The 15732-nt window shown below is 33.7% G+C and carries 11 protein-coding genes; 1 reads left to right on the top strand and 10 read right to left on the bottom strand.

Features of this window, described 5'->3' with window-relative positions:
• Positions 1-212 precede the first annotated feature (212 nt).
• From EFT72_RS19925 to EFT72_RS15190, 9 genes are all read right to left on the bottom strand, one after another.
• Positions 213-356, bottom strand: a complete 144-nt coding sequence (locus tag EFT72_RS19925; RefSeq protein WP_347561895.1) for a Gfo/Idh/MocA family oxidoreductase — start codon at positions 354-356, stop codon at positions 213-215.
• A 131-nt stretch (positions 357-487) separates the two neighbouring features.
• Positions 488-2569 carry a cysteine peptidase family C39 domain-containing protein gene (locus EFT72_RS15225; RefSeq protein WP_124067778.1) on the bottom strand — a complete coding sequence of 694 codons (2082 nt, stop codon included), beginning with the start codon at positions 2567-2569 and terminating at the stop codon, positions 488-490.
• Between the two features lie 27 nt (positions 2570-2596).
• Positions 2597-5839 carry a type 2 lanthipeptide synthetase LanM gene (gene lanM, locus EFT72_RS15220; RefSeq protein WP_124067777.1) on the bottom strand — a complete coding sequence of 1081 codons (3243 nt, stop codon included), beginning with the start codon at positions 5837-5839 and terminating at the stop codon, positions 2597-2599.
• Positions 5840-5986: 147 nt separating this feature from the next.
• Positions 5987-6178, bottom strand: coding sequence for a mersacidin/lichenicidin family type 2 lantibiotic (locus EFT72_RS15215; RefSeq protein WP_164473178.1), 192 nt, complete (start codon positions 6176-6178; stop codon positions 5987-5989).
• A gap of 336 nt (positions 6179-6514) precedes the next feature.
• Positions 6515-7252, bottom strand: a complete 738-nt coding sequence (locus EFT72_RS15210; protein ID WP_124067775.1) for an ABC transporter permease — start codon at positions 7250-7252, stop codon at positions 6515-6517.
• A 9-nt stretch (positions 7253-7261) separates the two neighbouring features.
• Positions 7262-8023, bottom strand: a complete 762-nt coding sequence (locus tag EFT72_RS15205) for an ABC transporter permease (RefSeq protein WP_124067774.1) — start codon at positions 8021-8023, stop codon at positions 7262-7264.
• Positions 8016-8939: an ABC transporter ATP-binding protein gene (locus EFT72_RS15200; RefSeq protein ID WP_124067773.1), complete on the bottom strand. Its 924-nt coding sequence runs from the start codon at positions 8937-8939 to the stop codon at positions 8016-8018. The genes EFT72_RS15205 and EFT72_RS15200 overlap by 8 nt, the downstream gene beginning before the upstream one ends.
• Positions 8940-9051: 112 nt before the next feature.
• Entirely contained in the window at positions 9052-10008 is a 957-nt protein-coding gene (locus tag EFT72_RS15195) for a HAMP domain-containing sensor histidine kinase (protein ID WP_124067772.1), read from the bottom strand.
• Position 10009: 1 nt separating this feature from the next.
• A complete protein-coding gene (locus EFT72_RS15190) occupies positions 10010-10708 on the bottom strand; it encodes a response regulator transcription factor (protein WP_124067771.1) in 699 nt (232 codons plus the stop codon).
• A 321-nt stretch (positions 10709-11029) separates the two neighbouring features.
• On the opposite strand from EFT72_RS15190, the gene EFT72_RS15185 reads away from it, so the two are divergent.
• Positions 11030-13090: a M6 family metalloprotease domain-containing protein gene (locus EFT72_RS15185; protein ID WP_124067770.1), complete on the top strand. Its 2061-nt coding sequence runs from the start codon at positions 11030-11032 to the stop codon at positions 13088-13090.
• A 70-nt stretch (positions 13091-13160) separates the two neighbouring features.
• Here the strand turns inward: EFT72_RS15185 and EFT72_RS15180 are convergent, their stop codons facing one another.
• A complete protein-coding gene (locus EFT72_RS15180; protein WP_124067769.1) occupies positions 13161-15728 on the bottom strand; it encodes a PEP/pyruvate-binding domain-containing protein in 2568 nt (855 codons plus the stop codon).
• Positions 15729-15732 lie beyond the last annotated feature (4 nt).

Genomic DNA, 15732 nt, shown 5'->3' with positions numbered 1-15732 from the left:
CATAGCCGGCTAACTTACCGGAACCAAACGAAAAACAGTCTTACCGCCCTGAAGTACGGTACCAGTCTGCCCAGGTAAGGTCAAGAGCAAGACAAGTGCAAGCACTCTTGACTTTACCTGAGCGGACCGGTACTAGATGATCAAGGCGGTTAAGTTGAAATTTAATTTGCGCAAAACTATTGACAGTATCAATAATTGCAATAACTGCAATGCTAACAAAGATTACAAGAAATAGTAGTTCCCGAAAGCTGTAAAACGACATGGTTTTTGTCAGCAATCTCTACTAATTTATTGAGTTCTAGTTGATTGGATGTAATTGTTTTTTCACACATCACATGCTTCCCATGTGAAAGCATTCAGACTGATTGTTAAGGCTTGAACAAAGTGAAAGCCAGCGTCTTTAGGCGCTGGCCGGTAACAGAGGCTTATAGCCTCAGAACAAACCACCCGTTTGACGGGTGGTCATGATTAGAATACACAAAATTTATTACAACTTAACATTTTGAATCATTTTTCCATCCCTAATAAAAAAAACTTTATCAATATTCTGGAACGAAGTAATTTCCTTTTTTATGTAGATCTGAGTTTTATTTAGCTCATCCAGTTTTTCACGTATTTGCTTTTGTAAAATAGCATCTAGTTCAGTTATACCTTCATCAAATATAACAATAGAAGGTTTATTTATAAGTGCCCTAGCAACAGCAATCCTTCTTTTTTCTCCATCAGATATATTTCTTCCTTCATGTCCAATGTACGTATTATATTTCAATGGAAAATTCATGAATTCGTCATCAACACATGCTATTTTAGCAGCTTCTCTTATATCTTCCAATTGCATGCTGCAAGAAATATCAATATTATTTCGAATTGTATCATTGTAAAAATATGATTCTTGCGTTACTATTCCTAAATTTTGTCTAAAAAATTCCAAATTAATATTGTTTAAATCTATGCCATTTATCTTTATTTCACCACTGTATGGTTTATAAAGTCCTAGTACTAATTTTATTAAAGTGGTTTTTCCTACCCCTGATGAACCTGTTATAACTACCCTTTCACCCTTATTAATTTTGAACGTTATATCTTTTAAAATTAGATTATCTGGTTTATTATAAGAAAAAGATACGTGATTAAACTCAACAGTTTCTATTTTTTCAATCCTTTTTTTATTATTAACGTGAGCGACATTATCTTCTACATAATTCATTAATTCTAGAAATTTATTTAAAACAAGCATCATTTTTTTACCCTTATAAATACTATTAATAATAATTTCAGCCATGTAGACAAATAAAATTGTAAATGATATAAATATCAAAAAATTATCTATTGATAAATAGGATTGGGCAATTTCATTTGCGCCTACACAAATTATAATAATCGATGTAATTAAGTTCCCACATGATAATAAATTTGAATTAAAAATATTCACTTGTTCTTTTTTATAAGACTGCTTTAACTCAAAACTATATATATTATCAAAACTATTAACAACGTTTTTTTCTATTCCATTGCATTTTATTAGATTAATTCGTCTTAGACTTTCATTTATAAAAAAATTTGTTTTAAATATTAGATTTTCGTGATTTTTGTCAAGTTTAATTGAGTACAAAAAATAAATAATATAATTAATTAATAAAATAATCATTACAATTAATGACAATTTAAATGAATTAGCAAACATAAAAACTCCCAGTAAAATTGTCATTAATATATTAGGGATCAAAGAATCAAACACTTTACATATAGTTTTAGTTATAAATTTTGTTTTATCTAATAAATTTGTTAATTCATTTGTATTTTTTAATTCAAAAAAATTCATAGGAAGATAAAAAACTTTATAAATATATTTTTTCATAATGACATTATTTAAAGTATACTTTAATTTTATAATTCTTTTATTTCTATAATATAGCCCAATTGCATATATAAAAATAATGATTAAATTCAATATGCATACTTTATCAATCATTTCAACTCTCTGTTTCGCAATTATATAATCTACTAAATATTTAGCCATAAATGGAATATAAATTATACACAATCTTATTATAATAGAAATAATCATTATAAAGTATAAATTACTCTTTTGATTTTTTAGTATTTCGATTATTACATTCCATTTATTTTTTTTCCTGTCTGTCATAAAAGTATTTTTAGGCTTTAAAGTAACTATAAATCCTAAAAATACCTGTTTGATTTCATTTTCCCTAAGTGTCTTTCTTCCAATATTTGGGTCTATTATAAAGTACTTGTCATTTATAATATTTTCAATTACAATGAAATGATTTTCTTTGATTAGCATTATAATAGGAAAAATAATATTATGCTTCAAATCATTTAAATGATTCACTTTATATGCTTTGCAGTTTAAGCCATTATTTTCAGCTACATATTTTAAAGTCTTAATAGTAATCCCATCTCTATTTATACCACACGCTTCACTTATTTTGTCCATCTCAATATAGTTACCATAATAATGTAATATCATTGTAAGACATGCGGCACCACATTCAGTATTATTTCCTTGTTTTATAAATGGAGCTTTATGTTTTAAAATATTTATCAAGACTGCCCCCCACTTTTCTTTATAATGCTATTTATCCGCTGTTATTGGCCCCTCGAGTCTTGTTAATGCAATTACTAAATCTGGATCATATAATTTTAATAAAGATAATCCTATCCCAGCAATTCCCAACATTCCTCCGGGAACATCTTTTTGATGCGGCAATCCACATTGCCATTGCTGATTTAATATTCTCTCAACCACTATTCTGCTGTAGTTAGTTGTTAAATCTTTCAAATCATCTCTGCCTAAACATTGGCTTGCATAATTCAAGATTTCAATATTTCCTAAGTCTCCATGACATAAACAATCACTTCTTCCAAATCCATATTTAGTAGTTGTATTTAATGCTATATTTATTTCTTTATCTATGGATTCAAGTTCTTCTTTTGATTTTATATATGGTCTTGTTAATAATCTTCCCAATAACACTCCTGGTGCACCATGGCACCAAGCTACAGGTACTAAATCTTCATTAACAACCCCATCAAAGGCTCTTCTGTCAGCCCAGTTTCCTCTCTCTTCGCAAAATAAAGATCTCTCAAACATTAAAGCCTTATGCCCTGCTTTTGTGAATTTATCGATCCCACTTACATCTCCAAGATTGTATAACGCCCAGGAAATACCCGCTGCTCCATGTGAGAAGCCTGCTAATGCATTTGATGCAACCTTTGGCTGCCAGCCAAGTCCACCATCAATATTCATAGACTCCTTTAAAAGTTTTTCACCACATTTGATTGCTAAATCAAGAGCATAGTGATCCTTTGTTTCTTTATACAATTTTAACAAAACTATAATGCAGCCTGCTGAACCTGAAATGATATCATAATTCTCATCATATTCAATTTGAGGTTCTAAATATTTTAACATATCAATGATTTCAATTAATAGCTTATCATCTTTCCACATTTTAGCCAAATTTAGCAATGTATATATTAAGGATGCATCTCCTGCATATGCGCCTATTTCAGAATTTTTATAAGATTGCCTTTCAACCTTCAACTGTTTCTTTAATGGAATTAGTACCTTTTCTGCAATTTCTAAAAAATCCTGCCTATTAGTAACTTTTGCTAAATGAGCATAATATAGTGCAATTCCACATAATCCTTCATATATACTTGTTCCTATAGGTTTGATACTCCACTCAGATTCTTTTTCTCCAACTACATTAATTGATATCCAAGATATATCCTCTTCTCCTTCATTCATTCCATAATATGCTCTTTCCATCAAGTATTCCCCAAGCATAATTGAAGCTTTCAAATAGTCATCATGCAATATTCTCTTTTCACCCTCTGACAGCTTTTTTAATTTAATAATTTTATTATTTTTAACATCTTCGAGATCAAGAGATGTCATAGTTGTATTTATAAATTCACATTGTAACTCACAATCTTTTTTGCTAAGATTATCTACTAAATTCAAAACTGCATCCATGCATGTTTTGTTATAAAAGTTCTTAATACACTGTCCATTGTTGTTGTATATATTTAGTTCACCTGGCTTACTTTTAAAATACGGGATATCACCAAGAAGAAGGTCTTGTTTTTCAAATTCAATTACTTCTTTCAATTTAGGTAATGACACTGTGTCACTCCACAACTTACCAAATAACATTTCTCTGTCCAAACCGCTTCTCAAAAAATCCGGATGTGTTGAAATTTGTAAAAGAGAGGAGTACTTTTGAGTAAATCGGACAATTAATCTTACTTCAATATTATTAAATTTTAATATTTCACTCCTGAGTTCTTTTCTTAAGTTCATAAGATGATTATATGTTTCATTAAAAGCTTGGCTAATTATACTTTTATATTCTATTGTATTTATGTCATTCCCATTAAATGTAGGCCTGTTCTTTGAACCAATTATTTTACCATAATCATATGAAAAATGCATAGTAGTAGAATTCATATCTTTTAAAATAGGAGTTTTTATTTTAACAATTTGATTTTTTTGTCCACCAATTCCACTAATATCTACACCATCAGCTCCATTCTTTCCCCATGATTTAACTGGTAATATCCCTACTCTTATGACAGACTTTTCAATAACAGATGCTACATTATCATATGCGGTTTCATTTTTATTATACAATGATACATTATGAAAAAGTGCTTCTAAATCTATTAACACTGGTTGGTCTCTACATGCTATTATATTTTCATAATGAAAATCTGTAGCTCTAAAAATATATAATATGCATAGTAGAGCTCCTAATCTCCAATAGTAATCTTGTACCTGTGATTCTTCGAGACAAGTTTTATACTCTATATATTCAACCCAACCATACTCATTTTTACTTAGTAACTTTGTTATATACAATTGTTTCTTAATCCCTGAGTTATTAAACCATTGTAAAAATTCTTGAAACTGTTCATCTATTTTTAAAGATCTGGGCTTATAAATAATATTAAAACCCGAATTAAAAACTAAATGAATAACGCTCTTTCCCTTATTATGTGCATCAGACAATCCCATATCTATCTTTATAAGGTCCCCAATATTATTCCCATTATTAAAATATACCTTCAGTTCTTCTTTATCCTTTAAAATATTCTCGACTAATTGACTCATATTACAAACCCAATAATCAATTTTAGTAACCATTAATCGAAATAGAACAGGATATTCAAGCAACAGTTTTTTTCTATACTCTTTATCTTTTAATACATAATTATAATAATAATTAAGCTTTTCCTCTTCGGTGTCACCTTTTAAATTTTCAGACAGACTTTCTACATTTAGTTCAAGAACCAATACTCTTAAACATAATTTAATTAATTCTTGTACTAATTTTTCAATCATTTGCTTTTCTGTTTTTTCTGTGATTAATTCTTCGGAATATTTATTATGTATTTCATTAATGTTTTTTCTAAGTCTTCCCACCCCTACCTTTATAAAAGGCTCTAAAAAATTAATAAAAAATGATTTATCCTCTACATTTGATTGTTCAGAAAGATTCCACTTAAATGTTGGAATCTTTTCATCATTAAAAGTATTATTTTCCAGATCATCATTAAACTTAAGCCAAGTATCAATATTGGGATTATTTTTAGTTGTAAATTTTTTTTCTGAAAGTAAATTTAAAATATCCTCTTCACTAATACCTATTTTTTTTATATATTTACTTAATTCATCGATTCCTATTCCTATAAATTTTTTTTGATAAACAAGCCTTTCTCTGCTTTCTTTTAATTCTATTTCACTTAATCTTATGTTCTCTATTGTTCTCTCATCAGAAAAGGTACCTAACTTCCACTTATCAATTTTCATTAAAGCCCCTCCTTGTATTTATTTTTAACTTTTTCTTTATAAAATGTGATCTATGTATAAAAGTTTAACAACTTATTATTTATTTTACAATTCAAACTAAAAAAATTGATATAAAGGGCTATTAAGCCCTTTATATCATTTTTTACATTAGCAGCATATTGCGCTCCAATATGTACATTCTGTTGTAGCTGTACAAATATTTCCAGATGAAGCTGCTCCAGTTAAATCATCTAATTCAAGATCATTAAGTTCAACAATTGCATTTCCTGCTGGATTTTCTATGTCAGCTAAACGATGCATTGGATTTTTCCAAGCATTAATCATACTATTTTTTGACATATTCCTCTCCCCCCTTTCCATTTTGTATTTATTTCAAAAATCTTCATAGATTTGTGAAATACAGCTTAATGAATGACTCGTTCTATAATGTTATGTTATTTTTATTAATGTCTCGTTTGTATATTTATAATAACTCTCATTTCAGAAAATGTAAAGCCTTTATTATAATTATTTATTTTTTTATTTTTTTAATTATAGTTCTATTTAATCAATTACATATATGAAAAATGTAAATTGTCATGTAGTGTATCATTCGTTGATTTTAGAATATCAAAAAGGCGCCGCCTTTTTTTGTAAAAGACAGCACCTCCTGAGTCTCTGTATTTGGTTGTTGTTTTATTCAATTCCATGTTTTTCCCCAGAACCTCTTATACTAAGCAACATAACGATTGATATTACCGCCATAATAAACAGGACACCAAATTCTAAGAAAAGATTAAACGTTAGTGTACCATCCCCCGTAAACTTGATAATTCCAAGACCAGCGGTAATCGGATAATAGTCTGTCAATGTTCTGCCTGCAATGAATATACCACAAAAACCGTAAACAAATGCCAATCCAGTCCCCGCAAGAAAGCCATTTTGTTTTCTACTAAAGAATATAATAATAGGCAGCACCGCCAGATAGCAGCAAACCCCTAATCCGATGAGTTGAAAGAGTGATTTCATTACAAGAGCCAAAGAGATGTGCCCATTGCAGAACAACATACCTAAGACAAGGGTACATAAAAAACTCAAAAAGCCGTACAGGACCGTAATAAGACCAACCGTAATCACTTTTCCGGCCAATAATTTACGGAATGGAATCGGTATCGTCAACAAGTTCTTCCATGTGTGATCTACATATTCACGGTTTATAATATAGCCTCCAATCAAAACAATCATAAACGGAAAAGACATGCTGAAATTATTCCATATAACACTATTTGTATAACTTTCATACAGCATTATTTCGTTCCCACTGTTCTGCTGGAAGAGGGCTAAAAGTGCTGAAAATAAAACAGCCACTATTCCAACCCAAAGAATACTGTAACGTTTCATTTTTTGAAATTCTGTGATAATTATATGAATCATAGTTTCCTCCTAATCTTCCTGCTTTTTATATATGAATGTAATAAGCAGAACTGATATTGCTGCTATCAAAAACAATATACCTGCACAAACCAAAGTAGACAGCATATAGGGTTTTCTCATCACAAGATATTCTTTCGTAAGTCCGCTCCAGTAAGATGTCCACCAACGCATAATAACGGGAATGGGCAATACAGTAATGAGAGCATTGTTAGGAGCAAAGTTTAACATGTTAAGTGAGATGCCAAAATTTAAGATAGAATAGATAAAGGCAATTAGTATAGAAAAAATATAACTCTTGTTAAAATAGACGATTAGAATAACCACAGGGAGAATGGAAACAAACAACATCATTCCAAGGATTACGCTTAGTCCTAATTTAAAAACCACTCCTTCCACAGCTCCAACAACTAGTCCGCCAATAATTGTAGCTCCTAATCCAGTTATGGAATATAATATAGCAACAATTAAAAGCACAAACAACTTTGCTGCTACAAGTTTGGATTTGAAAACTGGTACAGTTAAAAGACTTTTTAACATGTCGCTATCTCTTTCCATGAAGAACAGAATACTTGCCACTACACTTAGTACACATGGCAAAAGAAGAAAATCTCCAAAAGTAACAACTAATTTAAAAAGTTGTTCAAACTGTAAACTGTCTTTTGCTATCAATACAGTCAAGGGAATCGGAAAGAGAAAAGCGGCTAACATACAAAATAAAATAAATTTCTGTCGTTTGATTTTAGCAAATTCACAAATAATTAAATCAAGCAATTCCCTCACCTCCGGTGACATGCTTAAAATAATCCTCTAACGTATCATTTTGAGTATGCGCTTCTAATAGGTCGATTCCGCTTTCAATCCACTTGCGTGTAAGCGCGGCTACATCTATATCTGTATCATAAATCCGTATATTATGGTTATCATCAATATGAAAATTCGTAGTATGAAAGTCAGCTTCTAAAATACGGACAGCCTGCGACGTATCTGTAACAATAAAATGAACATATCTGCTGTTTCTTTTTTCTAACTCCTTCAAGCTTTCTTCTTCCAGTAAAACACCATGATCTATAATGCCAATATCGTCGGCCAGAAGAGCTATTTCAGATAAAATATGGCTTGAGATTAGAATAGTTTTACCTTGTTCTGTGCTAAGCCGCTTTATGAAATCACGGACTTCTACGATACCTATAGGATCTAGTCCATTAATTGGTTCGTCTAAAATCAAAAGTTCCGGATCATGCAAAATAGCATTTGCAATCCCAAGCCGTTGCTTCATACCAAGTGAATACTGTGAAAAAAGTTTATTATTGTTATAAGGCAATCCCACCACATCAAACGCATTTTTTATGGCATTGCTACCCGTTACTCCCCGGAGTCTTGCCATAATCTTAAGATTCTCGGTACCTGTTAGGTTTGGATAAAAACCTGGTGATTCAATCAGGTTTCCAATTCTAGAAAGAATTCTTTTTTCATTCCTATGCATATTTTTATCAAAAATACGGACTTCGCCAGATGTTGGACTCGTTAGCCCCAATAGCATTTTCATAGTAGTCGTTTTTCCTGCTCCATTGCGACCTAACAAACCATAAATTCTTCCTTTTTTCACATGAATGCTTAAATTAGCAACACTTTTTTGTTCCCCATATTGCTTGGTCAAATTATTTGTTTCGATTACAAATTTACTCAAAATGTAATATCCTCCTCTGATTTTATACATCTGATTTTACCCCATCAACCTTGCATGAACCTTGCATGAACCTTGCATAAACCTTGAACATTTAAAAAATGAAAAGTGCCAATTAACTGGTCTTTCCATCAACCACGGGAAATCGTATGATAAATTCGGTTTGTTGATATGGCTCACTTTGGACTGATATTGAACCACTCATTTTTCTTACAAGCTCCTGCACAATAGACAGCCCTAAACCACTTCCCTTTTCAGAACGGGCCGTATCACATTTGTAAAGCCGTTCAAATACATATGGAATATCTTGTTTTGAAATCCCTTTTCCATTGTCTACAATAGAAATCATCACATCAGCGATAAAAATACGAATCTCAACTTTTATGTGGGTCGCCTTACTATGAGTAATTACATTTTGAATCAGGTTATTTATAATGCGATTGTAGGCAACCGTGTCTAAATTTACCAGAATGCCTTCATCTGGAATTTCTATGTCAAAATCATATTGATTGCTCTCAAAAATTGGAATCCAATCTTTCAGTATATTTCTAGTAAGTTCTGAAAGTTCTACTCTCTGAATTGTAAAAGTTTCTTCATTCGAGTTCAGTTTAAACCATTCAAACAACACATCTACATATTCTTTCATATCATGTGCCCTCAATCGGGCTGTTTCTATGTATTCTTCTCGTTCCGAACCAACGACTATTCCCTTTTGTACCGCATCTAAATACCCAATCAATGTTGTCAGCGGAGTACGCACATCATGAGAAAGGCTTGTCATCAATTGACTGTTGGTCTTCTCTGCTCTTTTTAAGTCAATGACCTGTGCCCGAAAGTCAAGAACAATGCCATTCATTTTATAGCAAATAACAGAAGTCATATCACTAGGTTTTGCCAGGATTTTATGATTGCTATTGCCATTTAAAATGTCGTCTAATGTTTCCGAAATATCATTTAACTTCAGTTTTACATTTCGCATTTTTCGAATCAGCAGCAAGGCTGAAATGACTGCACTAACTGCAATGCTAACTAAAATCACAAGAAATGGAAGTTCCACGTAAATTCCAGCCATTTTACACCTCCCGGCTAAAACGATATCCAACCCCTTTTACTGTTTGAATATAGGTTGGATTGTTTTGGTCAGGTTCTATTTGTTTACGCAATTTGCTGATATATCCCATGATATTATTATCATCATAGGCATAAGGCTCACACCATATTTCTTCATATATTTGCTGTTTGGTTAAAATTCTGCCTTGGTTTCTGGCAAGATAGCAAAGAATATCAAACTCCTTTGGATGAAGCACCACTTGTCTCTCTTCCACTTGTACGATTCGGGTGTCCAGATGAATTGTAAGTTCCTGAAAGGACAACTGATGTGTTTCTTCTTTTGCACTGTTATTTAAGGTTGTATATCTTCGGATTAGTGAAAGAACACGGGCAATAAATTCCTCCAGGTCGAAAGGCTTTGTTAAATAATCGTCGGCACCAGAACGAAGACCATTTACTTTATCAGTGCTTGCTGTTTTTGCCGTAAGCATGAGGACTGGTACCGCGCTAACACTTCTAACTTTTTTAAGAATATGAAACCCATCCATTTCAGGTAACATAACATCTAAGACAATTAGATGATAATTGCTTTGCAATGCTAGCTTTAAACCATCTGCTCCGGTATGCGCAAGTTCCGCAGCAATATCCTCTTTCTCTACACATTTTTTTAGTAATTGACATAAACCAATGTCATCATCAATAATCAAAATTTTATTTTGCACAGCTTTTCCCCCTATCGCTTTAATCTTATAGCTTGACAGTATCTTTATAAATACATGTTTATTATATTTCTTTTACTGAAAATATACAAGGTTCTACATCGCCCAGTCTCATATTCTCTTATATGCTTTTACTATTTTTAATAAAATTTTTTCACACATATTATTAATTTGTTAATACTTTCGATAATATTAATGTGAGGTAAATAGTTTTATAGAGAGGGGGATGGGCCTGGAATTTTCGGTAATCGAATGACACAACTAAGAATGAAGCAAAGTAGCAAGGGTATGAAAAGCAAAAGATGAAAACGAAAGGAAGTAATTATGCGTAGAAAAATTAAATTTTTAGCAACTGGACTTGTCATGGCAGCTATGGTCACTATTATGAGCTCTAACGTTTTCGCAGCTCCATATGTTAACAAACAATTTGAGCTGGTACAACCCGATGGAAATAAGGTTTCGGTTCATGCGACAGGAGATGAATATTTTCAGCAAATTGAAACACCAGAGGGATATACACTATGCCGTGATGAAAACGGCTGGATCTGTTATGCGACGCTAAATGAAGACCAGACTGAGTATGTATCTGCAGGAATCGTTTATAAAGGAATTCATAATCGAGGCTCCTTAAACTCCATTGGTGGGGAAAAACTTGAAAAACACGTAAAAATCAAGAGTGATGCAATTAAAGAGCAGGTGGATGAAGTGAGAGAAAGACTTCATGGATCTGACTTCACCCAAACTCCCAAATCAGACAGCGGATTTGACAATGGACTGCTGGATTCGAAAATCAAAGCTTCTGGTGATGTGAAAGGCCTGACGATTTTAATTGATTTTCCAGATATAAAAAGCGATATTGCTGAATCCGAAATAGAACGTTTCTTTAACGAAACAGGTTACACAGGCTTTAACAACAATGGATCAGTAAGAGATTTTTATTATGACGTTTCCGGCGGTAAAGTCACCTATACCAATGAGTTAATCGGGTTTTATACGGCGAAGCACCCGAAATCTTATTACGATGACATTTACGAACAAACAGGTTCCTACGCCAAAGCAGATGAACTTACAGAAGAAGCATTTCAATGGCTTCGAACCTCTGGATTTAACCTCTCCTCTTTAACAACGGATTCAAAAGGATTCTTAAAAGCCGTTAATATCCTCTATGCAGGTACCCCGGATGCAGGCTGGGCGAAGGGATTATGGCCCCATCAGTCCTGGTATCCAAATTCCGATTATATAAGTGGTGCCAGAATCCAGAAATATGAGATGTCTAACATTGGAAGTGATCTGTCGCTTTACACAATATGCCACGAAAGTGGTCATATGATCTACGGATATCCGGACCTTTATGATTACGATGGAGATTCACAGGGTACTGGAGCATACAGCTTAATGAGCACCGTTTATAATGAAAAAAATCCAATTCCACCGGATCCATATTGTAGAAATGTTATATCCCGCTGGAATCTTCCCATTCATATGAATGAATATGGTGCAGGAACCAAATTTTCTGCAGTTGCTGATAACAATGGCAATTCCTATTCTTATAAATGGTCAGGCAATCAAGCCAGCGAATATTTTTTAATAGAAAATATCCAAAGAAGTGGCAGGTATGCGGACATACCGGATGCAGGACTGGCTATCTGGCATGTGGATGAAAAAGGAAATAATTCTAAAAATGAAATGACATCTGGCAGTCATTACTTAGTATCTCTTGAACAAGCAGATGGAAATTATGATTTGGAAAGAAACGTAAACGGAGGAAACAGAGGAGATTTATTCCGTGCAGGATATAGCGATTCCTTTTCCAGCACGACCTCTCCAGATTCTAAATGGTGGAATCAATGGGAATCTGGACTTGAGCTATCACAGATCAGCAATCTGGGCACTGAAATGACATTTATACAATCAGACTCTAAGCAAGATCCAGACCCAGATCCAGACCCACAGATAAAAAACATAGCCGGACAAGCGACTCCCACCACTTCTTACGTATCCGATTGGGAGGATATTGGTGCATTGAATGATGGGATTGATCCTGTAGATTCAAATGACAGAAACGGCACCGTTTATGGAAACTGGCCGGAAACCGGTTCACAATGGGTACAATACAATTTTAATGAAACCCACACAATAACAGGCTGTGATGTCTATTGGTTTAAAGATGGTGGTGGAATTGATGTTCCAGCCTCCTACCACATATATTATTGGGATGGGGATGCATGGCAAAATGTGAGTAACCCAAAAGGTTTTGGTACACAGATCAATCAATATAACAAGACTACCTTTACGCCCATAACAACAAGTGCAATCTCCATTGTGATGGATTCTAATGGAACCAGCTCTACAGGAATCCTTGAATGGAAGGTATATGGGAATTAAAATCAATTAATTACGGAACCACTTCGGACCAGCAGGTTAAACTTGCTGGTCTGATTCGAGGGAACATTTATCATTCCTCTTTTATGATTTTTACAAATCCGTTTGTACCATCAACCTCTATTAAATCTCCGTCGTTTATTATTTCTGTTGCGTTTTCAATACCTGTAACACATGGTAAACCATATTCTCTTGCAATAATTGCGCCATGCTGCAGTGCACCGCCTATCTCCATTACTACAGCACTAGCATTTATAAAAATCGGTGTCCAGCTTGGTTCAGTAGCCATAGTCACAAGAATTTCGCCTTTTTCCAGTCTCTTTTCAAAAGGTTCATGAAGGACCTTTGCTCTGCCTCTTACAACGCCTGGTGAAACCGGCTCTCCCAGGAGTTCTCCTTCCTTAGCCTCTCTTCTGACAGTAAAAATTTCTCCTCTGGAATCAAAAATCGCAGGCCAGTTTTTCACGTTCTCGGTTCGCTTGCGTATTTTCTTTTCTTCGTTCACAAATAAACCAATGTTTATATTTTTATTGTTTTGCCCTTTTTCAATTTGTTCTCTCGTCAGAAAAAATATATCCTCTACCCGGTCAAGCCTGCCATCTGAAACAAATTCCTCCGCAATTTTCAGAGCATTGTGCCTTAATAAATCAACAGCATACACAAACATGTATTTCGGATGCTCACGCAGCCCCATCCACTGAAGCTGTTTTGCTAGTTTTATGAATTTTTTTTCTTTTCCTATCTTTTTAGCCTGATTCAAAAGTCTGTGATATGCTGCTTTCTTTCTCTCCTGCACCTTAATTAACGCATTGTCAGAAATATTAATCTGCTTTAGAATGGTGTAGAATCTCTCTAAGTTTTCGTGGGTTCTCTCTCTGGCAATATCTATCTCACCGATTCCGCGGCAGCCATATAACCTCATATACTCATTATAGACCCCAGTAAACTCCGCAGAAAAACCTCTGTTTTTTAGTCTGCGGGAAAATTCCTCAAAGCTGTTGATTGCAATAAACTCAGGAAATGAAGCAAGTTTAACTTGTTTATAACCCATATCACTTGTGGGGTTCCCCTTTAAATCCATATTAAGTGAAAGAATATCATCTTCCAGGCTTTTATCATTAAACATTTTCATCAACGACGAGGTGGCGTTCACTGCAAGGAGTATGGGCATCATTTTTGACACCAGTATATCGAACACTTCAAAAGCGGTATTAATCTGACTGGTGAAATTCTCTTTACTATTACGAAGGCTCTCCAATTTTTTTAAGCAGTAATCGGTTGATTTATAATAATCTTTGATTGTCTTATCAAAATCAATAGCCGCTGAAATCATAGAGGGACTAATTTTGACTGCAAGCTTGAATGATTTTCCCACAAACCCTTTCATATTTTTAGGCCTGTGTTTAGGAAAATAACTTTTGATTGCGAGAGAAGAAAAGACTTTTGTAAAGGATGGGTCAACCGAAGAAATAATTTTTTTAGCATTAGATTCGCCTACAATCCTGCCCAAATTCCCAAGAAGTATATAAACCCTGCCATGACACCCATAAACCGCTCCGTCCCTTCCTATGGGAAATAATCCCTGCTTTGCCTTACTAATAAGCTCACAAAACAGATCACAGCCAAGCTCACTCATAGACCATTGGAACCCTTGTGACGTTTTTACAATATCAAGATAAAGCTCTTTTCGCTCATTCGGTTTGCTCAAAAGTTCTTTATAAACGGGAAAACAAGTCGTAATCGGGCGGGATTGCAATAGATACAGCCTGCCATTTTCGTATGCCCATTCTGTATCCACAGGTTTATCATAGTATATTTCACATTTTTTAATAAGGTCTGCAAGCGCAAAGATCTGTTCATCCGTGAGTGCCTGTTTGTGTGGGTGATCACAAATAGATTCTGTTGTTCCACCATTATTACGGATATGAAGCGCAACTTTTTTATTTTTAATTTTCTTTGAGGTAATCTTGTTTTGAGCGGTATTTACGATGTAACTGTCGGAGGAAACCTTCCCACCAACAATATATTCTCCTAAACCAAAGGAAGCGTTAATCATTACCTCGCCATAGTTGTTATTTTGGGGGTTTACCGAAAAACCGATCCCACTTATACCAGAATAAAGCTGTTTTTGAATCACTATGGCAATCTTTGTGTTTGCAATACGAAGATTGTGTTGTACCTTATATTCCAGTACCCGATAATCAAGCATGGAAGCAAACGCCCTTGCAATAAATTTTTCCAACATATCCGGAGTGACTCCTAGAAATGTTTCATACATTCCTGCAAAGCTGGTTCCCTCCAAATCCTCTTCTGGAGAAGATGAACGAACCGCAAAAAGATTTGAATTGATGTTTTTTATTTCAGCAGAAAGCAGCCTTCTTTGTTCTTCATCAAAAGTCAGGTTTTCTGCTAATGTTTTCAAATCATCGCACTTTTCCTTTGTAACCTCTAAAATCAGAAACTTCCATTCCTCAGTTTCTTTGATTTTATCTGTCCATGCAGCAAAAAATTCTACTGTCAGAACAAAACCACTTGGTACTGGGAAACCTGCATTTGTTGTTTCAATCAGCGCCTTTGCCTTGCCGCCAACCTCCGAAATCAGTGGTATGGTTTTTGTGCTAAAATTATAAACTTTATTCATGATG

Origin of the sequence: Clostridium sp. E02 (assembly GCF_003833015.1) — a bacterium.
GTDB lineage: Bacteria > Bacillota > Clostridia > Lachnospirales > Lachnospiraceae > Lacrimispora.
Note: the sequence above shows the minus strand (reverse complement) of the source record. Positions and strands in the feature narration are given on the sequence as shown.

Bases quoted from the DNA above. Each gene is read 5' to 3' on its own strand.
- EFT72_RS15215 (WP_164473178.1), bottom strand. From the start codon at position 6,178: ATGTCAAAAAATAGTATGATTAATGCTTGGAAAAATCCAATGCATCGT.
- EFT72_RS15210 (WP_124067775.1), bottom strand. From the start codon at position 7,252: ATGATTCATATAATTATCACAGAATTTCAAAAAATGAAACGTTACAGT.
- EFT72_RS19925 (WP_347561895.1), bottom strand. From the start codon at position 356: ATGCTTTCACATGGGAAGCATGTGATGTGTGAAAAAACAATTACATCC.
- EFT72_RS15185 (WP_124067770.1), top strand. From the start codon at position 11,030: ATGCGTAGAAAAATTAAATTTTTAGCAACTGGACTTGTCATGGCAGCT.
- EFT72_RS15195 (WP_124067772.1), bottom strand. From the start codon at position 10,008: ATGGCTGGAATTTACGTGGAACTTCCATTTCTTGTGATTTTAGTTAGC.
- lanM (WP_124067777.1), bottom strand. From the start codon at position 5,839: ATGAAAATTGATAAGTGGAAGTTAGGTACCTTTTCTGATGAGAGAACA.
- EFT72_RS15180 (WP_124067769.1), bottom strand. From the start codon at position 15,728: ATGAATAAAGTTTATAATTTTAGCACAAAAACCATACCACTGATTTCG.